Source organism: Actinomycetota bacterium (assembly GCA_019347575.1).
Lineage (GTDB): Bacteria > Actinomycetota > Nitriliruptoria > Nitriliruptorales > Nitriliruptoraceae > JAHWKY01.
In genome coordinates this window covers 16,698-40,362 of record JAHWKY010000038.1, presented here as the reverse complement: position 1 = coordinate 40,362, position 23,665 = coordinate 16,698, and the positions used below count along the sequence as shown (strand labels likewise).

Sequence of the window (23,665 nt, the reverse complement as noted above, 5' to 3'; positions counted from 1 at the left end):
CGGTCGCCTCCAACAGTGTCGCCCGGGCGAGGACCGCGAACACCGCGTACGCGGTCGATGGGGCCGGGCCCTGGGCGGCCTCCGCCCGGGCGATCCACCGCTCCGCCCCGGCGAGATCGTCCCGGCGCACCGCGATGCGGGCGAGGCGACACGAGATGTCGACCAACGGTCCCGTCGTGTCCAGCTCGAGGCAACGCTCGACGGCGCTCTCGAGCTCGGTGGTCGCCTCGTCCCAGCGACCGGCCCGGTAGAGGTTCACGCCGAGAGTCATGTGGTACGTGGCGGCGAAGGCCGGCAGGCCCCGCTGCTCAGCGTCGACGAGTCCGCCCTGGCTGAGCTCGATCGCCTCCCCGCGGTGCTGCGGGAAGGTCCCCAGGGTCATCGCCAAGGTCACTGCGGGCGCGACGACGAGCGGCAGCTCGGGATCGTCACTGCGTCGGGCGACGTCGACGGCCTCGCGCGCGCGGCTGATGGCGAGGCCGCCGGCCTCGGCCGGGACGTGACGCCCGTGCCCGTCGTCCATGGACGCCAGGGCGGCGACCGCCATCGAGACCAGCGCCGCGCAGAGCGCGATATCATCGGCCGCATGCCGGGCTGCGTCGGTCGCGCGCCTCCCGACCGCCTCCGCGCGTTCCGGGTCGCCGCCGTCGACGCAGGCCGCGGTCGCGAGGGCGAGCAGGCGGGCGCGCTCGCCGGGCGACGCGTCGGGCTCGGTCGCGGCGGCCTCGAGCCGCTCGCCGTACCGCTCGAACCCGCCGAGGAACTGCGCCTGCGAGACCCGGATCAACAGCGCGGTACGGCGCAGCGGACCCCGATCCAGGCGCTCCAGCAGTTCGTCCGCCAAGGCGGCCGCATCGCGGGGGCGGTGCGCCCACCCCATGGCCCTGGCCAGCTCCACCCGCAGCTCGTCACGGCTACCGCGATCCGCCAGCTCGACGGCACGTTCGAGCAGCTGGACGGCCAGATCGGGAGCCCGGACCCCGAGCGCCGAAGCCACCGCTCGGAGATCCGTCAGCGTCCTCTCGTCCGCCTCGAGCGTTCCACGGAGCAGGTGCGGAGCCGTGACCTCCGGCGGGTACCCCGCGTCCGCGAGCGCCTGCGCGGCAGCTCCGTGCAGGACCTGGCGCGCGGCCCCAGGCAGGTCCTCGTACACGGCGTCACGGATGAGGTCGTGGTGGAACGTCAGCCCATGGTCGCCACTGTCGAGTAGACCCGCTCGCCGGGCGGGTTCCAGATCGCGCACGACGTCGACCTCGGGACGGCGAGCCACGACCGCGAGTGCGTCGGGTGCGAACGCGGTCCCGAGCACGGCGGCCAGGCGGAGCAGCTCGACGGTGTCCTCGGGGAGGACGCTCAGACGTCGCAGGAGGGTCAGTCGTAGCGACGGTGGCAACCGGGCGGTGTGCAGCTCGACCACCCCGTCGCGCGGCTCGAACGCCCCATCCTCGCGCAGGGCGGCGAGCAGCTCAGCGACGAACAGGGGGTTGCCCGCGGCGGCGTTGAGCGCCGCCAGGACCGTGGGTCCCGGCTCCTGCCGCAGGACGGCGGCGGCGAGCCGTGCGGTGGCCCCGTCGGGTAGTCCAGCGAGCGGCAGGTGCCCCGCTCCGCTCGTCGTCAGACGGTCCAGCACGCCGTGCAGCTCCGGGCTGCGCGGGTACGGGCGAGCGCTCAGGATCACCAGCAGCGGGAGGTGCGCCAGGCGCCGTGCGAGCCGGTCGACCACGGCGAGGCTGGGACCGTCGATCCAGTGGACGTCCTCGAGGGCCAGCACCACCGGTCCCGCATCGCAGCGGTCGACGATCACGTCGATGATCGCCTGGACGAGCTGTGCCTGCCGCGAGGTGCCCGTGCCCATCTCGGGACCGGCCGATCCGGGACTGTCCGGGTCCCCGAGCATCAGCCGCGCGATCGCGGCACGGCGCTCCTCCGGGGCGTCGGGATGGAGGCCGAGTGCGTCCACCCACGGCGCGAACGCCATCTCCGTCTCCAACGGGCGAGCCGCCCCGCGGACCAGCTGCCAGCCCCGCTGCCGGACCGTACGCAGCAACTCGTCGACCATCCGGGTCTTGCCGATCCCGGCCTCGCCCTCGATGACCAGCGCCTGCCCCGTCGCCGCCGCGACCCGGTCCACGACGTCGAGCGCGACCGCGAGCTCGGCCTCGCGTCCCACGAACGGCAGCCCACCCCGACCCATGGGGGCGAGGGTAGGCGCCGGGGCGTCGGGCCGCGGGGGTGCGCGGTCCTCGTGCCGTCACGACCGCGGGCGGCGCCAGTCCACGAGGTTCTCGAACACCCGGTACCCCGCCGGGGTCTCCGCGTACGCGGAGAGCCCCCTAGGGGTGGTGGTTCGCCTGCGTGGGCTCCGGCAGGAGCGCTCCCACGATGCGGACCAGGCCCGCGCCGACGGCGAGCTCGCCGAGCGAGACCCTGACGGTGCCCGACGTGGCCGTCCCGTCGTTCTGCGGCTCGGCGGCGGTGCGCACGAAGGTGCGGGCGGCGGTCGTCCCTCCGAGGGCCTCCCACGCGGCCTGGTCGACGATCCAGTTCGGCGCGTCGCAGAGGTCGGTGTCGCAGACGGCGTACCCGTACACCGCCGTCGAGATCGCATCGGCGCTGCGATTCACACAGGATTCACACAGCCCCAGGGCAGTAGATGACGCCAGACCGCCCTCGCCGCCGCTGCCTTCCGGACGTGCCGATTGGAGGGCATGTGCAGCCAACGGGGCAGGAACGGCGGAACCCGGCGATCTCACGCCGGGATCGTGTGGAGCGGACGACGGGATTCGAACCCGCGACCCCCACCTTGGCAAGGGAGGGCTCGGACAACGCACTCGCGATATTGGCGTCGTCGCTCACGTCAGCCAGTGGACGTAGTGGTAGGGATCAGTCCATCGCTCAGCCCAGGCGTCGAGCTTGACTACGCGGGCGTGGCTCATCGCCCCCCGAGCGGCGCGGGAGCTTCCCCTTCAGCACGATGACGACCGGCGCGACCGCGACCCCCGCTGCGATCTGCGCGTCGAGCAGCGGGAGGAAGTCGGCGGCATTCTCCGTGACGACGACCCGACCCTCGGTGGCCGCGAATCCCAGCACGTCGCCGTCGGCGCCTGCTCCCAGCCCAACCTCTGAAACGTGAACCGGGTCGTGACCGACATCACGCAGCTGATCGGCGACGTCCGCAGCGAACATCTCGTCGATGAGGAACCTCACGACGCCAGCAGACGCTCCCGCTCCTCTGCCAACGCCCGCGCCCTCTCAGCGGCCGCCGCGTTCATGGCGATGCGCTCCTCGATCTCGTCGGGGTAGGCAGCCGCGAAGTTGACCGCCAGCCGCACGAGTCGCTCGGGCAGGCCCATCTGCTCAGCAGCGTTGCCGATCCGCTTCTCGCCGCGGCCACGCGCGTGACGGACACCGTTGATGACCTCCCACACGTCGGGACCAGCCGCGAGCGCGGCCCGCCGCCCCGTGGGTCCGTCGCGGTAGACGATGCCGGGGTGCGCCGCGACCTTGAGCGCCTCATCGAGGATGCGTGCCACCAGCCCCGTCTCGGTCACCCCCTCCACAGCCGCCTGCTCCGAGAGACGGCGCTTGAGGCCCTCGTCCAATCGGTAGGACACCGGGACCGTCACCGCTGCTTCCTTATCGTCCTTGCAATGTAAAGGGGTGTAGCGCTCGCAGTGTGGGTGCCGGAGACACACGGCCGGTTATGATCTGCGTTCGTTCGACCGGTGCTTGTCAGCGCTGGGAGCCGCGACCTTCGGTGTCCCGCTGACCTCGGACGGCTTCGGCGGCGAAGGTCGTGAGCAGGACACCCTGACGATCGAGCGCCTCGCGGACGCGCCGGTCGCACAGCGCAGAGAGTTCGTCTGACCGTTCACTCCGGTAAGGCGAGGCCAGTTCGTCGTCGCGGCGGCCGGGGTGGCACCCGAGTTCGGTCACGCCGGCTGGCAGCTGCTCGATCAGTCGCAACAGGGCGGATGGATCGATCAATTCCGGGTAGCTGGAGCCGCGGGCGTCCTGACCGTAGAACCCACCCTCGTATCGGACCGGCCCCTCGCCTCGCAGCGGAACGTCGAGACGGGCTGCCATCTCCAACATCACGCCCCGTACAGGATCGCTCCGGTGCGCGTGCTGGTGGGAATCCAGGTGTGTCGGTGGCCGGCATACCAGGTCGAGGAACGTCTCGAGCTGGCGCTCGAGCTCGGCACGGACGGCGGGCTCGTCGTCCGTGCCGACGACCTCGTATATCGCCACCCATCCCCGGCCGTCGAACACGAATTCGCCCAGGTCGGCGTGCAGCCCCAAGTCCAGGCCAGCGGCCACACCCCGCGCCGCAGCCTCGGCCGCCCCCGGGAAGCGCACCATCAGGCTCGCGCTTGTCACGATGCCGTGCCGATGCGCATCAAGGACGCCCTCGGTGATCCCGGAGCTCTGCCCGAAGTCGTCGGCGTTCACGATCAGACGCCGTCGCGACGTCGCTCCATCGGGGGGCATCATCGCAGCCGCTCGGCCTGATCCTGCACCACCGCGAGCCAGTCCTGGACGTGTTCGGGCGGCGGCTGCCAGTGCGGCGACCAGGCCAGCCATTGAGCGGCCTGCTGCAGACGGCAAGCTGCCAGCAACCGTTCGAAGGTGTCGTCGTCGAGCCCCGAGCCGTCGCCCTGTCGGTAGGCCACTATCAATGCCGCCTGTTCGTCGTGCCCCCATCCGGACAGCAGCGCCGCGAGGTCCAACGCGCCCGGACCGATCGCCGCCATCTCCCAGTCGACCGGACGCACGCGTCCCCCGTCCGCGATGAGCACGTTCGATGGGTAGAACTCGCCATGGAGGAAGGTCGCCGGTGCCTCCGTGATCATCGCGGTTGCGACGTCGAACGCTTCCATCAGCGGCCGTACACTCGCCCCCATCGCAGCTAGCAGACGCTCGCGCCAGATGGCGAGCTGTTCGCTTCCGTAGCGCACCAGGGGAACGTCGGCTGCCAGGTGGAGCAGGCGGTGTTGGCCATGGAACCGCGCGAGCCAGCGCGCCACCTCCATCCACACCGACAGTTCGCCTACCTGCCACAGTTCGGTGCCATGGATCTTCTCGATGAAAAGCCAGCGCCGGTGCGTATCGGCGACGGCAGCAAAGAGACGTGGCGCCCCGGTGTCTGCGGCGTCGAGCACCTGCTGGTAGACGAGGAGTTCGCGCAGTGGGTCGTAGACGTGCGCTGGCTTGGCGGAGCGCTGGCTTCCGGTCGCCGGCGAACGCGCGAAGTCCTTGAACAGAAGTTCGAGAACTGCGCCGCCCGCGGTTTCCAGCTCGAACTCCTCCAGCGCGTGGCTGGTGGCATACCGGTACGGGCGACGCCGCAGGGTGCGGATCGGCGTCTGGAGGGCAGCCTCGAGAACGGCCCGGAGTTCCTGCGTCGCGATCGTCGCTGCGGTCATCCTTCGCCCACCGCGTCCAGGAGGCGACCGAGCACGCGCCGCGAATCGAGGTACGTTGCTGCGATCTCGCGTGCGGCACGGCAGTGGGCAGCGTGCGCTCGCTCGGTTTCGTGGAGGGCCCCCACTGCGCTGTCGACGTCGGTGTACACCAGCAGTCCCTGCCCCGACGGCAGTAGGGCACCGAAACCGGTGTCCTGTGCAACCACGGGTCGGCCCGAGGCCAAGTAGCAGGCGCTGCGGTCGCTGAACCACCCGCTGCGGGAGATGACGTAGCCGCTCTTGGCCACGCACAGCTCGGCATGTGACCCCTGGATGTAGCTGCGGTAGCCGGCAAGCGTGCCGGCGACCTGCCGTGGGTCGTCGAGCCTCCATCCGTTGGACTCGAGCGCGGCGAGATCGGTCGCGTCCCCGGGGTGGATGGTCAATGCGAGGCGGATCGGTCGGGGGGCGCGGGCGGCCACGGGCAGCAGCGCACGAAACGAGTGGCACCGCTGTCCGTAGGGCGTCCCGTCGTTGTCGATTGAGCCGTAGCTGCGCCAGTTGCCGATGGTTGTGACCGGGGCGGCGCTGGCGTGGGGAGCTGGCCGGCACGGCCACTCGTCGAGGACCACCGGCGGCAGTGTCGCCTGCCAGGTTCGATCGAGTGTCGGGATCGGGCAGTCAGGGGCACCCAGGTTCGTCCCGACCGTCGCGAAGTGCGTGTGGGCGTCGAGGCCCATGTCGATGCCTTGGGCGTGCCAGAGCTGGACGAAGCCCGGGTCGAGGTCCACGAAAACCCGTCGGGGGATGGGCTCAAGTAGGGCAGGGTGGCGAAGGATCCCGGACAGGTTCAGCAGTACGTCCGCTGCGGCGCCCAACTTGCGCAGCTGCGGCCAGGACATCCCCACCGTGTCACCGGACCGCACGTCCAGCAGTGCGGCACGGTCCGCGACGTCGGCGTCCCTGACGACGTCGCGAAAGAACCGTGCCACCGGGGTGCGGTCGAGCACAGCCGCGTCGTCAGCGCGCTCGATGGGCTCCACCAACAGCACGTCGTGCCCGAGCTGGCGCAGGCCGAGCACGTACTGCAGGACCGCCCAGGCAGCGCCGGCCTGGGCGGGAGCGGCCGCCACGCTGCCCGCGACCACGATACGCAGACGGTCTGGCCGTGCGCGGCGTTGTGGGCGCTTCATGGCGCGGTCCCTGTGTCCTCGAGGACCCGCCCCAGCACACGCCGGGCGTCGAGGTACTCATCGGCGAGCCGGCGGGCGGCCGCGGCGTGGCGCTCGGGCGCGGCAGCGAGGTCCTCGATGCCGGCGATGGCCTGTTCGAGGGTGGAGAACGTCAGCAGTCCGGTGCCCGTGGGCAGGTGGGCACCGAGGCCGGTGTCCTGCACGATCGCCGGGCGTCCGCTGGCCAGGTACCGGACGGTTCGGTCGCCGAGCCAGCCCGTGCACGTCTCCACGTAGATGCCCTGCGCGACGGAGAACTCGGCGGAGGAATGACGGACGTAGCGTCGGAACGCGTCGGGGTCGCGGACGACGGCGCGCGGGTCGCGCAGCCTCCAGCCGTGCCGCTCGAGAAGCTCACGGTCGCGGTGGTCGCCATGGTGGATGTCGAGCGCGATCTCAAAGCGCGCGTCCACCCGCTGGGGCAGCTGCACGAACCGACGGAACTGGTGGGCCTTGAGCGTGAACGTGCGGCTTCCCACGCTGACGCGACCATAGCTGCGCCAGGTTGCGACCGTCGTGATCGGACTGTCCGTGGCGGCGTTGGATCGCGGCCAGTCGTCGGGTACGAAGAACGGGGGCAGCGAACGCCAGTGGACGCCAGCGGCAGGCACGTCGCAGGTCGAGGCGCCGATGTTGATCCCGACGGTGTAGTACAGGTCGTGACCGTCCAGGTTGACGTCGGCGCCCTGAGCAGCCCAGAACTGCGTGAATCCAGGATCCAGGTCCACGAAAACCGAGACGCCGAATGCTGCCCGGAGCTCGCGGACGCGGAGATGACCCGAGATGTTGCACAGCAGCGCCGCGCCGTCTAGCAACTCGTCGAGGTCTGCGCGGCGGACACCGGCGAGCGAGCGACCGTCGGTGTCCAGCAGCGCTGCACGCTCCCCCAGATCGAAGCTCTCGATGACCTGCCGCCAGTAGGCGACGTTGACCGAATCGTGCGGGGCGCAGGGCGTGCCGTGGACGGAGACGCAGGTCGCCCGATCGATCTCTTCCACGAAGACCACATCGAAACCCAGCGACTGCAGGCCTCTGATCCAGCTCAGCCGTACCCAAGCCTCTCCGGCGTTGAGCGGCTTGTTGGCGAGCGCTCCGGCCACCGCAACGGTCGTCACCGGGTGGCCTCCACGAAGAGGCTCTCATGTGGCCGGTTGTCGAGGTCGGTGATGCCCTCCAACCCGCTGGGGGATCGTTGGTAGCCGCACGGGCTGACGTCCCGGAACCCGGCGCGGTCCAGGAGCTCGCCGATGAAGTCCAGCGTGAACAGAGTCACGCTCCAGCCGTACCACAGCATGTGCACGATGAACTTGCCGCCGAGGCTGCGCAGTTCCTCATCGGGCACCTGGAAGTGGTCGGCGTTGCCCGCGCGGTAGGCGTCGATGCCTTTCTCGAGGTCAGGTAGGCACAACCGCAGGACACCCTCGGGGCGCAGGACCCGACGCAACTCGACCAGGGCGGGCACGATCTCGGGATACGACAGCATCTGAAGGGCGTGGACGCTGACGATGTAGTCGAACTCGGCGTCCTCGAATGGCAGTCCGTCGCGCACGTCGGTGGTGACATCGATATGGGTCCCGGACTTGAGGTCGGAGTTGACCCATCCCGTCCGGACGTGGTCGCCGCAACCCCAGTTCAGCCGGCGTATCGCGGCGTCTGAAGTGACCGTCATGTGATACCCAGCCGGTCCAGCAGGGTGGTCAACACCCGGCGCGCGTCGAGGTGTTCGATGGCCAGCGCGCGCGCTGCACGCGCGTGCCCCTCGTAGTTGGCCAGGATCTCATGGACGCCGGCGACAGCCGAGTCGAGGTCGGCGTACAGCAACAGGCCCAAGCCGTCGGGCAGGGAGCCCGCCAGGCCGGTGTCCTGGAAGAGCACGGGCTTGCCGCTGGCGAGGTAGCACGCGCTGCGGTCGCTGAACCAGCCACCCCGCGTGTCGACGTAGAGGTTCTTGGCAACCATGAACTCCGCTCCCGAGGAGCGCACGAAGGTCTGGTAATCATCGGGCGTGGCCGCGACCTTGGCAGGGTCCACCAACCTCCATCCCTGCGCGGCGAGTCGCTCCAGGTCGATGGTTTCGTCGGGGTGGATGTCCAAGGCGAGTTCGAAGTCGGCGTGGGTTCTCGTCGGCAGTGCTAGGAAGCGCCGGAACTCGTGGACCCGCAGACCAAGCCTGCGCCCGCCCTGGTCGATGGGGCCGAACGGCCCGCGCCAGGCGGCCACGGACGTGAAGGTTCTTGCCGGGGACGGAGATTCGGGCCAGTGGTCCAGGACAACCGGGGGGAGCGTGGGAATCCAGTCCAAGCCACACCGGGGTATCTCGCAGTCGAGACGGCCGATGGCGGTTCCGACGGTGACGTACGCGTCGTAGCCGTCGAGGACATCGGCGTGCCCGAGCTCACGCCAGAGCTGCGGGAAACCGGGGTCGATGTCCAGGAACACGCGGTACGAGGCGCGATCGCGCAGCGGGTGGTCGCCGATGAACCCCATGACGTCGATCAGCAGGCTCCCCGAGAGCGTGGAGTCCAGTCCGGCTGCGGCGGGTCCGGTCGTGCCTTCGTCGGTGAGGCACACGTAGTCGTTGACGAGATCGAATCGCCGCAAGACCCCGCGCAGCTCGCGATGGGCGACGGTCGGATCGAGTGCCGCAGGCAACGCCGCACGGTCGAGACGATCGACGAGCGTCACTCTCCAGCCAAGTGCCCGGAAGCCGAGCAGGTAGTGCAGCAACACCCATGCGTGCCCGCCGACGCCGGGTCGCGACGCCAGTGCGCCGCCGAGCAGGATGCTGGGCCTCATGATCGAGCTGCCGATGTCGTACTCGCAGGGGTCTGCAGTGCTGCACGGTACGCGTGCGTCCCGTAGGGCGGCGAGACGTTGCAGCGGTCCTCAGGCGTCGAGTACCACTGGACCACCTCCGAAACGTCGCCGTCGGCCTCGGAGATGGCGGCCGCCGTATCGGCGTGGTCGTAGGGCGTTTCGCCCAGGATCAGCTCGACGTCGAGGTCGTGATCCTCCAGCAGGGCGCGCGCTTCGCGCAACCCCACCGTGGCATGGGCCGGCCCGCCGTTGACGTGGACGTCCAAGAACCGCGGGGCGGGGGCTCCGTCCGCCGCGAGGATCTCGACAAGGTTGCGCAACCGACTGTGTCCGTCAGGTCGATCGTCGGCGATCGCTGAGACCGTCGCATCGGCGGTTCCGTAGTCGCTGACGTACGAAGCCCACAGCCGCTGTAGGTACTCCTCGGTGTGTGCGTAGCGCTCGGCCGGCAGGGTTCTGGACGGCGCCCCCTCGTTCAGCAGGTCGAAGCGGACCACTGCCGGCCCGTGTGCCACGGCCAGGGCTCGCACCTGGCGGATGAACTGCCAGTTCTGTTCATACAGCGTCGGGTCGAAGCTCGGATGGGACGGGTGGTTCGCCCATTGCGGGCCGAAGGCGACCGTCAGCCGACGGTAGCCGGCGCGACGTACGTCCTCGAGCAGGGCACGCAGATTGTCCGCCGCCTGCGTGGTCAACGTGCCGCCTCGGGAATCCAGCACGCCCCAGTCGTGGTGGCGTCTGGGCCGATCCATGTGCCAGATGAGCAGGCGGAGCGTGTCCATGCCGTCGGCCTGCATCGTGGCCAGCTGCCTCCGGGCAGTTGCACGCACGCCGCGATGATGGTAGTCGCGTAGGAGTGGGCGCCCTGAGAAGTCGCAGTCGTCGAATCGCAGATGGGTGTAGTTGGCGCCGACGAGCGGATCGCCAGGGGGTGCGTGGCGCCGGTCGGTCGCGCCCTGGCCCAGCGTCGGCGGTGCAGGTGGCTCGTCGGCACCGATCGTCGGCCATGTTCCCAGCAGGGCAAGGGCGGCTGCGGCCAACAGGCTGAGCCGCGACGTTCGTGCGGTGCCGGGGCTGTGCTTCACCGGGGGTCGAACGCCACTGACGACAGTCGAAACGCCAGTCGCCGGTGGTCGGCGCGTTGAGCCTCGTCGGCGGGCGACCACAGCGGCGACGTCCTGATCTCGCACCGTGCAGGCTGATCGACGTCGAGGGTCAGAGGTACCTCCCACTTGAACTTGCCGGTCGTGCCCGGGAGCTTTGCCAGGGGACGTTCATCGACCAGCAGTTCCAACTCCGCCGGCTGCGTGCGGCGGGCCGGGCGCCACCCGGAGACGCGCAGCGCCGTAACGGCCTGGTCTGGCCGCACGCTGAAGTACAGCGGCGAGGTCGCCCACAGGTCGGGGTACAGGCCCGATGACGGACCGACTTGTTGAACCGGGCCGACCATCGGCACTCGGTGCCCGTACCGCGTGGGCTGCATCTCGGTGACGCCCATGCGCTGGTAGAAGCCACGCTCGAACAGAACGCGGTATCGCTCGTAGACCGCCTTCTCGGCGGTGGGCGTGTAGTACGACGTGTAGGGGTCGTGGTGTGACGTGTTGACGACCGGGAGGTTGACCTCGGCGTCCACGCCGATGCTCGACAACACCCTTGACACGTCTTGGTCCAGGGTCTCGGCCCGCGAGACGTACAGGTTGGGCGGGGTCTGTCCAGCGATCGCGAGGTACTCCCCGATGGGCTTTCCCGCGTGGTCGCGGCTTCGCACGGCGAAGGTCTCGAAGTTGTCCTCCATCGCGAGCGTCTGGTTGTAGCCCCGATCCCACGGGTGCCCCTTCTGGAGGTACGCGAACCGCGAGACCTCCAGTGCGTAGGGGTTGCGCACCACGGCCAGGATGACCTCGAAGTCCTCGAGTCGCCGGCCTAGGTCGCTACCCAGTGCGGCCGCTGCCTCGCTCAGCGACTCATGGCGGATCCCTGCATGCTGGATGACGTGCGTTGCGTCGAGGTCCGCGTCGTGGTCCGGATGGAAGTAGTGAACGGGTCCCGGTAGCGTCTCCAGCAAGAACCTGGTCAGCGACATGCCGCCGGTCTTCGGGACGTGCACGAACAGCAGAGCGTCATTGCACAGCATGGGCGTTCTCCACCGAGGCGGCGACGCGGGGTCGCGACGCGTGCAGTTCGAAGATCACGCAGGTGGTGTCGATCGGTAGCACCCGGTCAGAACAGGCGCCCAGGTAGGCGTAGAACTCGTCGTAGTATTCGAGCCACCACAAGCTGACGCCCGGGATGACCAGGTGCGTGGCGCCGCATCGCATCTGGTGCTCCAGATGGGCGATCGCCTCGGCCGAGTCGGCCGGATGGTGTCCTGCGTACACGCCGGTCTCGGTCCGAGGAAAGTGCCAACCGGTGCGCGGCCCCAGCCGCAGCCACCGCGGATCGCCCTTGCTTATGACGCTGACGACCGCGCCCGGCGGCACGTGGGTTTCGATGGCGGCCCGGGTCTCGTTGAGTTGTTCCTCGTAGTGCACGTAGTCGCGGTGGAGATCGCTGCGGTAGATGCGTAGTGTGGCGTCGAAGAGGTGAGCCCGTTTCGGCGCTCGCGTCGAGATCGCGTCGAGCGCGGCCGCAAGTTGCTCTCGGGCGCCTCCGCGGCCATGCGAAGCGAGCACTCGGCGCCTGCCGTTGCGAGAAAGCCGTCGCCAGAGGGCGTCGTCTGCGGCCAGATCGACGACCCGCGCCGCGAAGTCCGCCGGTTCGTCGGCGACGAGAAGATGCGCACCGTCACGGACGGGAAGGCCTTCGATACCCACGCTGGTGGAGATCACGGGTGTCCCAGCGATCATGGATTGCACCAGCTTGCGCTTCGTCCCGGCTCCATAGGTCAGCGGCACGACCGACATCCGGTTGGCGGCCAGGTACGGCAGCACCGAGGGCACCCACCCAACCATGTGGACGTTCGCCCGATCGCACAACGTGGCGAGGTCGGTCTCCTCCAGCGCGTTGCCGACGACGCTGAGCGGGTGTGATTCCAGGAAGCCGTCCGGCAGCAGCGGGACGATCTCACTCAGGAGGAACCGGGCGGCTGCCACGTTCGGAGCATGACGGAAGTTGCCGACGAACAGCAGCCCACGGCGAGAAGAAAGTCCGACGTGGGCGTGGCCGACGTCCTCGTTGTCATGAACGGTATGCGCCAGCCCGCTGTCGCCCACGAGATCGTTGACGACCTGGGCCTCCTTGTCCGACACGGTCAACACCGCGTCGGCGGAGGCGTACACGTTGAGTTCGCGCGCCATGAGTTCCGCCTGCGTGCGGTCCAGGACCGTGGACTCGAGTCGACGAGCCCCTGCGAACAGGCGACGTGACTCGCGCAGGAAATGCAGATCGATCGTGTCGATCACGACCCGGGTGTCGGGCGAGCACTCACGGATCAGCGACCCCCACAGCTCGCCGATGAACCAGAACGCCAGTACCGCGACGTCGAAGGCTCCGTCGCGCACGATCTGTTCAAGTTCGCCGCGGGGCTCGACGTACGCAGCCACGCCCCGTCGCCACATCGCGTCGAGGATCCGACGGTCGTCAGGTCCCCGGTCCTTGGCAACCAGTGTCACGTCCCAACCTTCGGCCAGCAGGACGTCGACCATGTCGTGCAGGCGCTTCGATCCACTCTCGCGGTCGGCGGACGGCAGCGTCGGGACGCAGACCAGTGCGCGCCGAACCTGTCGGCCTTGGCCTGTGGGGCGTGCGAGCCGGTGCCACGTTGCACGGTCGAAGGCCCCCGGGTTGGCATGGCACTCCGGCAGAACGGTCTGCCACTTGTCGACGAATCGCTCGCGGTTGACCTGCTGGTGACGCTTGACCCCGTGCTCGGGGCTGGTTCCCGACGTCGCACCCTCGCGGTGGATCACCACGCTGGCCGGCTGGGTGAAGATCCGGTATCCGGCTTTCCGGACGGAGAAGCAGTAGTCGGTGTCCTCGTAGTACGCGGGCGCGAACGTACGATCGAACCCGCCCAGTTCGCGGAACAGCGCCGCTGGCGTGGCCAGCGCGGCTCCCGAGCAGTAGTCGACCTCGCGCAGGTAGCTGTAGAGCTCGAAACCGGGATGCTGGTCGTGCTTGCCGAAGTTCGCTCCCGATCCGTCGCGGAAGATGACGCCGCCCGCCTCCTGGAGGCGCCCGTCGGGGTAGACCAGCTTGGCCCCAACGGCACCCGCGTCGGGACGATCGCGCAGCGTCTCCACGAGTGGCTCTAGCCAACCATGGGTACACACCGTGTCGTTGTTGAGGAAGATCAGGAAACGCCCCGTCGCATGTTCGGCTCCGCGGTTGCAAGTATGGATGAATCCCAGGTTGCGGACGTTGCGCACCACTCGCAGCCGGGGCTCTCTGCTGGCCCAGGCTTCGAGCTGCTCGAACGTCTCGTCGGAGGACGCGTCGTCGACGACGACCACCTCCACCGCAAGGGTGGGTGGCACGGTCTCGAACACCGACCGCAGACACGCGGAGGTCAGTTGCCATCCGTCGTAGCACGGCACGATGATGCTGACACTCTCGGTCTGTAGGGTCCGCGAGCGTTGCCGGGTCCAGTGAGGGACCCACCGGCCGTGGCGGAGCGACACCGCTGCGATCGACGCGACACGTCGCGCCTCGGCGACCATCCCCGGGTCATCGGATCCCACGGCGACCAACGCGATGCTGGCATCCGCGTACGGCAACGGCCCCTTCGCCACCGATGGACTGAACACCGGTACTCGCCTCAAGTGGTCGAACTGACGGGGATCGTCCACCCCCCACGTCAGGATCGCGAGATCCTCGCCGGGCTGTGCCTCGGTGAGAACCGTTCGCAAGGCCGCTGCGACGTCGTCCTGCGTGCCGGTGGCGCGCAGGTCGAACAGTGCGCAATCGTCGTCCTCGACGCACACCTGGTAGTAGCAGCGCAGGTACCCCCAGAAGTCCTCGTAATAGTCTCGCCACCACAGTGAACTGCCAGGAACGAGCAACCACTGCGCCCCTAGGCTTCGGGCGGCTTCCAGTTGCGCGATGGCCGAGACGCTGTCGCCGGGTGGGAAGCCCGAGTAGTGACCGTCATCGCGGCAGGGAAAGTGCCGCCCGCCCTGTCCGGGGACGACGGTCAGGAGCTCGTCATCGCCCTTGGAGACCACCAGGACATCGTCGTCGGTCGGCACGTGGTTGGCCGCGCGCTCGCGGAGTCGACTGATCAACCGGTCGTAGTCGGCAGGGTGCACGGTCATCCCCTCTCGGGCACCGGGTACCCCAACTCTGTCAAGGTCGGACCCAGCAGGCTCAGGCTGCGTTCGCGCTCGGCGACACTTTCGAACATCGTGTTCCAGGCCGCGTTGGGCGCAGCCGTCTCCAGCGTCGTAACGTCGGTGGTGGGCGCGCTCAGCGGCGTACGGGACCGGGTCTGGTCGCGGCAGAACTGCTGCGTCGCCGGGTGCATCGGGATGCCCAGGAACTCGAACAACTGGCCAGCCACCCCCTCGTCGTCGGCGATGAACTGCTCGTAGCGCACTTCGAAGTAGGAACCGTCGCCCACTACGGTTCCGAACTCGCGTGCGACGCGCACATGGCCCTCCCAGGTGCGATGCGAACCCTCGAAGTCCGCCCATCCTCGGCGCATGAGCGACGTCACGACGTCACGGCCGTCGCGGTAGATGTGAAGGAACTTGGCGCCCGGGAACAGCGCCTGGATGGTTTCGAGACACCCGCGGTGACGCGGGGATGCGTAGTGCGGGTTCTTGTCGCCCCAATAGGTCACCTTCGGCGCCAGACCGGAATAGAAGTCGCGGATGGCCTCGCGGACGACTCCCGAGATGTGATCGACGAAACGGTCCCGATGCGTCAGCAGCGCCTGGCGGTCCTCGGGCAGCACCCGCAGGGCCTGGTGGGCCCAGACGAAAACTCGGGTTTCGTGCGAGACGAACACGTCGGGATGCGAGTTCAGGACCGCTCTCAGATACGTCGTGCCCGAGCGCGGCGCCCCGAGCACGATGATGGGATCAGGCGTTCTCGTCGGCATGGCTACCTCCTGGTGCCGCATCGAGCCGGTAGACGGTGCAGTGATCGGCGTCTGAGATCTGGGTGGCGACTTCCAGCAGATGCGCCGACAGCCCGTCGTAGTGAGTGAGCCACCAGGCCGAATCACGAGGGAAGACCAGGTATTCGATCCCGTCCCTGCGGGCGGACTCGATCGCCTCGATCGCCTCGTCCGCATCTGCCGGATGGTGACCGGCGTAGGTGCCTGAGCGCGTCGTAGGGAGATGACACATGACCCGTGGCGGGCAGTCCACGAAGGCGGCATCGCCGCGCGACAGCACGGCCACCCTTGCGTCCTGTGGCGTGAGAGCCGCGACCGTTGCGAGCGTGTTCCGTACGAGGTCCTGGTAATCCCCGTCGTCGCGTCTTCCGTGTGGCTGCCAGCGCAGGCCCCACTTCTCCTCGAACAAGCGCCGGTTGCGTTCGAACAACCGCGCGTAGGTGCCGTCGGCGAACAGATCACCGAACGACGCTTCACCGAAGTGGTGTACGAAGACGTCCTCGGCGTGCCGGATCACGTAGCCGGCGGCGCGCACCTGGTGGCAGAGGTCGTCATCCTCGAAGAGGCCGGTGCCGAATCGGGTGTCGAGCGGCCCAACACGCTCGATGACCTCTCGCTTGGTCGCAACGCAGAACAGGGCGAGCATGTCCGCGTCGGTGCTCTGGCCCCGCAGCTCCCGTGACCGGCGCGTCGCGAAACGCACGAAATCACCGAAGGTCTCGTACGAGGTCGGGATCTCGGCGGCGGTGCCTGCACGGTTGGTCACCGGCCCCACGAGCCCCACAGCGTCGTCGGCGAGATGTCGACGCAGGTCCAGCAGCCAGCGGGGCGCGACCACGACATCGTTGTTCATCACGACCAGGTGGTTCGCGGTCGCGGCCGCAAGCCCTTGGTTGACGGCGGAGGCGAACCCGACGTTGGTCTGGTTGCGGATGACGCGTACACGCCGCTCACGGGAGGCCAACGCCTCCAGGTAGGGCGCGGTGAGGTCGGTCGACGCGTTGTCGACGACCACCAGCTCGAACGGCACTGCACGCGAGTGCGCGAGGATGGACTCGAGACACAGCCTCGTGACCGCCAGGTGGTTGTGGGTGACCACGACGATGCTCACGACCGGGTTGTGGGTGTCCGAGGCGGGCCCGGGTGGTGGCAGCGGCGCCGCCAGAACCTCCGCGACGGTACGCGGTGGCAGGGTCAGGGGCCGACGGGAGAGGGGGGTGAGACGCAGCGCATCTCGGAAGGTCCGGGTCGCCGCGGGACGTCCTGTGGATGCCGGCGGCCGGACATCGAGGTCGTCCAGCAGGCGCCCCAAGACGACATCGTGCGCGAAACTCTCGCGCGCGATCTCCCGTGCACGCCGCGAATGCCGGGCGGGAGCGGCGGCCACCTGCTCGACTGCGTCGGCGACGTCGTCCAGCGACTGGAAGGCGAACAGGCCTTCACCCACCGGCAACACGTCGCCAAAACCGGTGTCCTGCGTGATGACCGGCCGGCCAGCGGCGAGATACGTGGCGCTGCGGTCGCTGAACCATCCCGAGCGGAACCGGATGTTCTGGTCCTTCGCGGCGGTGAACTCAGCAGCCGAACCCTGGATGTAGTCGCGGTAGGCGTCGAGGTCGAGCGAGAGCGTGTACCCGTCACGAACCGACCAGCCGTGGCGCTCCAGAAGTGAGCGGTCGGCCTCGCTGCAGCCAGCCAGTGCCAGCTCGAACGACGCCTTGGTGCGCTGCGGGACGTCGAGGAACTTCAGGAACTCGCGGCGCTTGTCCCAGTGGTAGGTCTCGCCGTCGAACTTGAAGCGTCGCCACTGCTGCTGCCAGTTCGCGATCGTGGTGAACACGGGACGTCGGCTCGTCGCCGCGGAACGCCAGAACTCCATGACTACCGGCTGGCGCGTCGGTCGGAACTCGAAGCGGTCCGACACCGGCAGCCTGGAGCGATCGGTCCCGTAGTTCTCCCCGAACGTGAAGAAGGCGGTATGGGGCTCGAGGTAGGCGATCGCATCGGGATCGTCGTTGTGCAGCTCGACCTGTAGCAGGACGGGATCGGTCTCGAGGAACACCAGTCGTCCCGAGGCGGCGTGCTCCTCACGAGGCAGGGTGCCACCGTGCAGATTGACGACCAGCGCCGCATCGCGGTACAGCCGCGACAACGACTCCGCGCCCATGCCGAGGACACGCCCGTCGCTGTGCAGCGCCTGGTACGCCCACCGGTCGGCAAGATCGAAGCGGCGCATGACGCCATCGATGAAGGCGGCTGCCTCCTCGCTACCGTCGGTGCTCCGCTCGTCCATCAGCATCGAGGGCGTCCGCGCGTGGGCCTCGACGTAGTAGACGTCGAAGCCCAGGCGCTGGAAGCCCACCAGGTAGTGGACGGTCTGCCACACCACCCCAGCGACCGGCATCTTGGTCATCATCCCGAGCACGACGATCCTGGGAGCCCGGCTCATCCGGGCGCCCCCGCATCGGGTTCACCTGTGCCGTTGCCGGCCGCCGCAGCCGGCGGCTTGAGAGGCCCGGGAGCCAGGTAAGGACTTAGCTCCTCCAGCCGGGCTTCGCTGATGCCCCTGACCCACAGCAGTTGTCGCACCCAGGTGAAGCCACCGATCTCCTCGCGGCGCGCGACGATCTCTTGCGCCAGCTTGGGGCCGATGCCGGGGAGACATACGAGGTCCTCGGCTGACGCGACATTGAGGTCCAGCTTCGGGACACCGTTGGACGGGTACGGCCGTTGTTTGTTGCGCTCACCGTTCGGAAGCACCGGCCGGGGTGGCTGCCGGTGCCGCTTGGGCGTTCGCCGCTGCGGCGTGCCCCCGTCGCCGTTGGACGACCGCACGACCGAGTCCGAGACCGCGTCGACGACCGTTACCGGAGACACCGGCGCGGCCGCCCGTTCGAGTCCGTGCTGCACCTCGTACACGTCCCGGTAGGGACCCTGGGCGACGGTGAGCTCCGCGTGGGTCCCGGTCTGCACGACCCTGCCGTGATCCAGGACGACGATCAGGTCGGCGCGACGCAGTGTGGAGAGCCGATGTGCAACCATGAACGTGGTGCGACCGGAAGTGAGGCGCTGCAGCGCATCGAGGATCACCGCCTCGGTCTGCGAGTCGACCGACGAGGTCGGTTCGTCCAGCAGCAGGATGGGTGCGTCGCGGAGAAAGGCCCGGGCGATCGAGATCCGCTGACGTTCGCCACCCGACAGCTTAGTGCCGCCCTCCCCGACCACAGTGTCGTATCCATCATCGAGCGCGGAGATGAACTCGTGGGCGTTGGCCGCTTCCGCGGCGCGGACGACCTCGTCCATCGACGCGTCGAGCCGGCCGTAACGGATGTTGTCCGCGATCGAACCTCGAAAGAGCAGTGGGTCCTGGAGCACGATGCTGATGTGTCGACGCAGCGACTCGAGCGTGAGTTGGCGGACGTCGACCCCGTCGATCTCCACCGAGCCCTTCGTGGCATCGAAGAAGCGCGGGATCAGACCCAGCAGCGTGCTCTTGCCGGCACCGGTGTGACCGACGATGCCGACCGTATGGCCCGCTTCGACGTCGAGGTTCACAGATTCCAGCGCGTTCTTGCGTCCTTGGTACGCGTAGGTCACGTCGCGAAAGCCGACGTGCCCCGTGACCTTCTCGAGCTCTTGTGCGTCGGGGCTGTCGGCGACGTCGGGAACGCGATCCAGCAGCCGCACCGCCGCCTCGAGCGTGATGAGTCGCTCCTGGAGTTGGGCGACCGTGGTGCTGATCTGCTCCAGTGGCTTGTACACCGAGGCGATGTAGGACACGACCACCAGCAGGCCGCCGACGGTCAGATTGCCCCTGAGCACCTGGTGGGCCCCGACACCGAGCACGAGCGCAGTGCCGACCGCGGTGATGACGTTGACGCCCAGGGAGAACGCAGTCTGGGCCACCGTGACACGGATGCGCCCGTCGACGGCTTCCGAACCCTGCTCGCGGAACCGATGATGCTCGTAGCGTTCGCGGCCGAATGCCACGATGACCTTCATCATCGACATGGCCTCGTGCACGATCGACATCGATCGGCCCTCGAGACCCCGGACGTGCCGTAGATATGGGCTGATCCGACGGCCGTACAGCGCGGTCGAGAGGTACACCAAGGGCGTCACCGAAAGCGCGGTCAAGGCCAAGGCGGGCGAGATCTTCAGCGCGATGACCAGCATGCCCACCAGGGTGAGCAGGGCCTGCGTGAGCGGTATCACCGATGTGAGCACGTCACCCACAGCGCTGGCCTGGTCGTTGATCGCGAACAGCAGCCGACCTTTGCGCTGGTCGTCGTGGAAGGCCAGGGACAGGCGCTGCACGTGGCCGAACAGATCGCTGCGCAGGTCGAGCACCATGCGCTGCTCGAGGCGCACCAGCACGTAGCTAGTCAGCACGTGGAACCCGTTGGACAGAAGCGTGATCGCGAAGCCGGCCACGACCGCGACGAGGATCAGCCGTGTCTTGTCCGCGCCGAAGAGGCGCGTGATGAGTGCAGGTGGTTCGGCGTCCGTGAGTACCGTGTCGACGAGGAACGCCAGTGGCCACGGTTCGGCCAGCATCATCGCCGTGCCCAGCATGGTCAGCAGCGCGGTCAGGGCCAGCAGGCCACGGTACGGTCGTAGGTACGGAAGCGCCCGCGGCACGTATCGGCGTGCGATGGCCCAGATTCCGACGGGAGAGCGCTGGTCAGGCATCAGCGCACATCCGTAACGTCCTGGGCACCAGCCGGCGGAGTCGCAGCAGTCCCGTGACCGCGTCGGCGATCACGGCCAAGCCGAGCAGCGCACCTACGAGCGGGACAACCGCGCTCGCTGCCACAGTGGCACACAGCGCGACCGCGAGCCACGTCCAGCGCAGGGTCGGACGGATCCTGACCTGGAAGTAGTCCTCGACGTGCAGGCTGGTCAGCAGGTCTCCGCGCACGAACCAGGACGTGCTGATCCGTGCGTCGCGCGGCTCCCAGGCGGTCGCTGCGACGATCCGCGCTCCGGTGCTGCGCAGCGACTCGACAAGTAGGCGGGCGAACTCCTGTCGTGCCCCGTCGGCAGGCATCACGAGTGTGCCGCCGCGTCCCCTCTGGACCGACCCGGCGACATGAAGACGCGGTGGCAGGTCGGCGCGCGCGGCATGGCGGTGGCGACGCCGAGCCCAGTGTCGCACCAGTGGCTGAAGCACGTGCATGAGGGCCACGCCGGCTCGGAACGACCAGGTGCCACGACGCATGGATCGCGGCGGGACGCACTGGAGCACGTCGTACACGTAGAGCGCGATGGCAAAGAGCGCCGCTGCGGCAGCCGGGGCGGCGGCGAGGGGATGCAGGAGCGCAACCGGAGCGGTGGCGATCAGGGCTGCGGCGACCGGCAGCCCGACCTGGTGAACGAGATCGGCAGCATGTCCGCCGTCGCGATACACGGACTGGTAAGCGGCCGTGCCGTACTCGCCGCGGTACAGACGCTGACGACCACGGGGGGGCGCCGACGAGGAGTAGATCCGACCAGTCCATCGTGCCGTCCCCGCGGGGGTGTAACGGTCCGGGTGGCGGCTTTCGACGAGCGCTTCGCTACGTCCGTATCCCCTTTGCTGGCGCAGGTACGCACGCAGGCTGCCGCGGCGACGGTGCCAGACGAGGGCTGCGGGATGAAAGCCGATGTCCCAACCCGCGTCCAGCACACGCCAGCAGAGGTCGACGTCATCGCCAGCCGCGGTGTAGATCGGGTCGAAGCCACCGACCTGTTCGAGCACGTCCTTCCAGAACGCCATGTTGCAGCCAGGGACGTGTTCGGCGTACTCGTCCGAAACCAGGACGTGCACGGGCCCTCCGGGCGAGCGTGCGACCTGGTGGGCGGTGCGCGGATCGTCTGATGGGGGGATGTTCGGGCCTCCGACGCCGCCGACCCGTCGCGTTGCGAAGCCCAGCGCCAGGAAGTAGGGCCACTCGGGGCTGGGATAGGCGTCGGCGTCGAGGTAGGCGACGATCTCGCCCGTGGCATGCCGCAGCCCTTCGTTGCGTGCGACGGCCAAACCGGCATGCTCGATCTCGACGAGCCGCACCGAGGGGTGACGACGCGCGATCTGAGCAGTGCGGTCCTCGGAGCCGTCGTCGATCACCATGACTTCGAACCGGGGATAGTCGAGCTCGACGGTGTGCCGGAGACACTCATCGAGGGTCGCCTCAGCGTTGTACGCGCAGACCACGACGCTGATCGAGGGCCAGTCGAAGTCGAGATCGCGCACGGTTCGTCGGTTCCAGTCACCCGCCACGTCAAGCGCTGGCCGCGCCGCGCGGTCTTCACGGGTCAGGCCGAACCGCCAGCCCTCGACCTTGCGGCCGCCGACCCACCAGTCATCCGTCCACGAGAACACACAAGTGCCCCCTACCCCGCGCTCCACCGCGGTCTCCAGCATCCACCCGAGCATCTGCGCCTGCTGCCGCTCGCCCACTGGGCCGCTGCCGGCGTGCATGCCGATCTCGCCGAGGACCAGCGGTCGGTCGCCGGCGAGGTGCTGGAGCCGTGACAGGTACCGACGGAAAGCGCTTCGATCCTCGAGGAACACGTTGAACATCATGAAGTCGAGAAAATCGAGCGACAGGTACTCCGTCGTCGGGTAGTTCGCGTACGTCACGAGGTGCCCGGGGTCCTCGGCGCGGACGGTCTCGGCCAGCTCCCGCAAGACCCGGAGCACCGGCTCCTCGCCGTACCAGCGAAGGGCATCAGCGGGGATCTCGTTCCCCAGGCACAGGCCCAAGACGTGCGGGATGCCAGCGAGTCGGCGCGCCTGCTGCCGGACTTCGGTGACGGCACGACGCCTCAGTTCGCGCAGGTCGCGACGCGAATGGCCGACCAGGTAGCGCCAGTCGGGAAAGAAGGGCTGCGGCAACAGGTACAGCCCCCAGTCGGCGGCCAGTTCGAGGAGGTCATCGGGGGGGCTGTCGTACGTTCGGATCAGGGTGAAGCCGGACTCCGCGATCTCGGCCAGATCGCGCTTCATCCGGTCGCGGTCGGGATACAACGCCCCGTCCTCGCGCCGCTGGAAGGTGCCGTACGTGACGCCCCGAAACGAGAACCTCCCGTTGGCGACTGAAAAGAACTTCCCGTCGACGGTGACGCGGCCGCTCACGCCGTCGTCCCCGGCGAAGTCCAGACCCCCGTCGCTCTCATCGCGTCCCCAACGAAGCACTCCCCGGCAAGGCTTCGACATGCGGCCCGCCAACTCCTGGGAACACCAGCTTCCGTGCATTCCTCGCTCAGTACCGACGGCTGCCGTGCGTTCGGACGCATCGCCAGTGACCGATAGCAACGCCAAGGCCGCGGTCGGTGATGTTCGTCGCGGGCTTAGCTGAGACGATCCTCGTTCAGATGATGGTCCAGCCACCATCGACGACCAGGATCTGCCCGGTCACGTAGCTGCTGGCGTCACTGGCCAGGTACAGCAGCGCCCCGTCGAGCTCACCGTTCTCGCCAGGTCGCCCCATCGGGATCCGCCGCTGCATCCACTGCTGACCTCGCTCCTTCTCGAAGAGCTCGGTCGTCATCTCGCTGGGGAACCAACCCGGGGCGATCGCGTTCACGCGGATGCCCTTGCGCGCCCATTGCGCGGCGAGCTCGCGGGTCAGGTTGACCACGCCACCCTTGCTCGCGGCGTAGCTGGCCTGGGGGATCTGTCCGACGCCGACGAGACCGAGGATGGAGGCGACGTTCACGATGCTGCCCCCGTCCCGCTCCACCATGACGGCGGCGACGCGTCGAGCGAGCGCGAACGGCGCCACGAGGTTCACCGCCATCACCTCGTTGAAGGTCTCATCGGACTCCTCGAGTGCGGGACTCACCCGCGCCACACCCGCGTTGTTGATCAGGACGTCGACGGTGCCGTAGCGGTCCACGGTCGCCGCGACCAGCTGGTCCCGATCAGCAGGGTCGGCGACGTCACAGACGACGGGCAGCGCGTCGCGCAGCTCAGCCGACAACGCTTCCAGTCGCTCGCCACGCCTCGCCGCCACGACGATCGATGCACCGGCGGAGTCGAGGGCTCGGGCGAAGTCGGCGCCGAGGCCCGAGCTCGCCCCGGTCACGATGGCCACCTTCCCGTCGAGACGGAACCGCCCGCCCGCTCTCTCCGCCACCCCGCACCTCCACCAAGTAGGGGACTATGATTA

18 protein-coding genes are annotated in these 23,665 nt (G+C 68.7%); all 18 read right to left on the bottom strand.

The window, feature by feature from the left end; genetic code table 11:
* On the bottom strand, window positions 1-2,170 hold a 2,170-nt coding region (locus KY469_19235), incomplete at its 3' end, for an AAA family ATPase (GenBank protein MBW3665233.1).
* 163 nt (window positions 2,171-2,333) lie between these two features.
* The gene (locus KY469_19230; protein MBW3665232.1) at window positions 2,334-2,624 is read right to left on the bottom strand and encodes a hypothetical protein; all 291 of its coding nucleotides are present in this window, start codon (window positions 2,622-2,624) and stop codon (window positions 2,334-2,336) included.
* 271 nt (window positions 2,625-2,895) lie between these two features.
* Window positions 2,896-3,207, bottom strand: a complete 312-nt coding sequence (locus KY469_19225) for a DUF5615 family PIN-like protein (GenBank protein ID MBW3665231.1) — start codon at window positions 3,205-3,207, stop codon at window positions 2,896-2,898.
* Window positions 3,204-3,626, bottom strand: coding sequence for a hypothetical protein (locus KY469_19220; GenBank protein MBW3665230.1), 423 nt, complete (start codon window positions 3,624-3,626; stop codon window positions 3,204-3,206). The genes KY469_19225 and KY469_19220 overlap by 4 nt, the downstream gene beginning before the upstream one ends.
* A 106-nt stretch (window positions 3,627-3,732) precedes the next feature.
* Complete coding sequence (locus KY469_19215) at window positions 3,733-4,494, bottom strand: ChbG/HpnK family deacetylase (protein ID MBW3665229.1); 762 nt, start codon at window positions 4,492-4,494, stop codon at window positions 3,733-3,735.
* Window positions 4,491-5,426, bottom strand: a complete 936-nt coding sequence (locus KY469_19210) for a phosphotransferase (protein MBW3665228.1) — start codon at window positions 5,424-5,426, stop codon at window positions 4,491-4,493. The genes KY469_19215 and KY469_19210 overlap by 4 nt, the downstream gene beginning before the upstream one ends.
* Complete coding sequence (locus KY469_19205) at window positions 5,423-6,598, bottom strand: hypothetical protein (GenBank protein MBW3665227.1); 1,176 nt, start codon at window positions 6,596-6,598, stop codon at window positions 5,423-5,425. The genes KY469_19210 and KY469_19205 overlap by 4 nt, the downstream gene beginning before the upstream one ends.
* The gene (locus KY469_19200; protein MBW3665226.1) at window positions 6,595-7,752 is read right to left on the bottom strand and encodes a hypothetical protein; all 1,158 of its coding nucleotides are present in this window, start codon (window positions 7,750-7,752) and stop codon (window positions 6,595-6,597) included. The genes KY469_19205 and KY469_19200 overlap by 4 nt, the downstream gene beginning before the upstream one ends.
* Window positions 7,749-8,306 carry a methyltransferase domain-containing protein gene (locus KY469_19195; GenBank protein MBW3665225.1) on the bottom strand — a complete coding sequence of 186 codons (558 nt, stop codon included), beginning with the start codon at window positions 8,304-8,306 and terminating at the stop codon, window positions 7,749-7,751. Before KY469_19195 ends, KY469_19200 begins: the two co-directional genes overlap by 4 nt.
* The gene (locus tag KY469_19190) at window positions 8,303-9,433 is read right to left on the bottom strand and encodes a glycosyltransferase (GenBank protein ID MBW3665224.1); all 1,131 of its coding nucleotides are present in this window, start codon (window positions 9,431-9,433) and stop codon (window positions 8,303-8,305) included. The genes KY469_19195 and KY469_19190 overlap by 4 nt, the downstream gene beginning before the upstream one ends.
* Entirely contained in the window at window positions 9,430-10,539 is a 1,110-nt protein-coding gene (locus tag KY469_19185; protein MBW3665223.1) for a hypothetical protein, read from the bottom strand. Before KY469_19185 ends, KY469_19190 begins: the two co-directional genes overlap by 4 nt.
* On the bottom strand, window positions 10,536-11,588 hold the full coding sequence (locus tag KY469_19180; protein MBW3665222.1) for a sulfotransferase family protein: 1,053 nt from the start codon (window positions 11,586-11,588) through the stop codon (window positions 10,536-10,538). The genes KY469_19185 and KY469_19180 overlap by 4 nt, the downstream gene beginning before the upstream one ends.
* Entirely contained in the window at window positions 11,575-14,706 is a 3,132-nt protein-coding gene (locus KY469_19175) for a glycosyltransferase (protein MBW3665221.1), read from the bottom strand. Before KY469_19175 ends, KY469_19180 begins: the two co-directional genes overlap by 14 nt.
* Window positions 14,703-15,494: a sulfotransferase gene (locus KY469_19170; protein MBW3665220.1), complete on the bottom strand. Its 792-nt coding sequence runs from the start codon at window positions 15,492-15,494 to the stop codon at window positions 14,703-14,705. Before KY469_19170 ends, KY469_19175 begins: the two co-directional genes overlap by 4 nt.
* On the bottom strand, window positions 15,475-17,961 hold the full coding sequence (locus tag KY469_19165) for a glycosyltransferase (GenBank protein MBW3665219.1): 2,487 nt from the start codon (window positions 17,959-17,961) through the stop codon (window positions 15,475-15,477). Before KY469_19165 ends, KY469_19170 begins: the two co-directional genes overlap by 20 nt.
* Entirely contained in the window at window positions 17,958-20,204 is a 2,247-nt protein-coding gene (locus KY469_19160; protein MBW3665218.1) for an ATP-binding cassette domain-containing protein, read from the bottom strand. The genes KY469_19165 and KY469_19160 overlap by 4 nt, the downstream gene beginning before the upstream one ends.
* The gene (locus KY469_19155; GenBank protein MBW3665217.1) at window positions 20,197-22,629 is read right to left on the bottom strand and encodes a glycosyltransferase; all 2,433 of its coding nucleotides are present in this window, start codon (window positions 22,627-22,629) and stop codon (window positions 20,197-20,199) included. Before KY469_19155 ends, KY469_19160 begins: the two co-directional genes overlap by 8 nt.
* Window positions 22,630-22,864: 235 nt before the next feature.
* On the bottom strand, window positions 22,865-23,632 hold the full coding sequence (locus KY469_19150; protein MBW3665216.1) for a glucose 1-dehydrogenase: 768 nt from the start codon (window positions 23,630-23,632) through the stop codon (window positions 22,865-22,867).
* Window positions 23,633-23,665: the final 33 nt, after the last annotated feature.

Excerpts from the sequence above, each read along its gene's own strand:
- KY469_19165 (MBW3665219.1), bottom strand. The coding sequence starts at position 17,961 with ATGAGCCGGGCTCCCAGGATCGTCGTGCTCGGGATGATGACCAAGATG.
- KY469_19160 (MBW3665218.1), bottom strand. The coding sequence starts at position 20,204 with ATGCCTGACCAGCGCTCTCCCGTCGGAATCTGGGCCATCGCACGCCGA.
- KY469_19170 (MBW3665220.1), bottom strand. The coding sequence starts at position 15,494 with ATGCCGACGAGAACGCCTGATCCCATCATCGTGCTCGGGGCGCCGCGC.
- KY469_19215 (MBW3665229.1), bottom strand. The coding sequence starts at position 4,494 with ATGATGCCCCCCGATGGAGCGACGTCGCGACGGCGTCTGATCGTGAAC.
- KY469_19210 (MBW3665228.1), bottom strand. The coding sequence starts at position 5,426 with ATGACCGCAGCGACGATCGCGACGCAGGAACTCCGGGCCGTTCTCGAG.
- KY469_19195 (MBW3665225.1), bottom strand. The coding sequence starts at position 8,306 with ATGACGGTCACTTCAGACGCCGCGATACGCCGGCTGAACTGGGGTTGC.
- KY469_19180 (MBW3665222.1), bottom strand. The coding sequence starts at position 11,588 with ATGCTGTGCAATGACGCTCTGCTGTTCGTGCACGTCCCGAAGACCGGC.
- KY469_19205 (MBW3665227.1), bottom strand. The coding sequence starts at position 6,598 with ATGAAGCGCCCACAACGCCGCGCACGGCCAGACCGTCTGCGTATCGTG.
- KY469_19190 (MBW3665224.1), bottom strand. The coding sequence starts at position 9,433 with ATGAGGCCCAGCATCCTGCTCGGCGGCGCACTGGCGTCGCGACCCGGC.
- KY469_19175 (MBW3665221.1), bottom strand. The coding sequence starts at position 14,706 with ATGACCGTGCACCCTGCCGACTACGACCGGTTGATCAGTCGACTCCGC.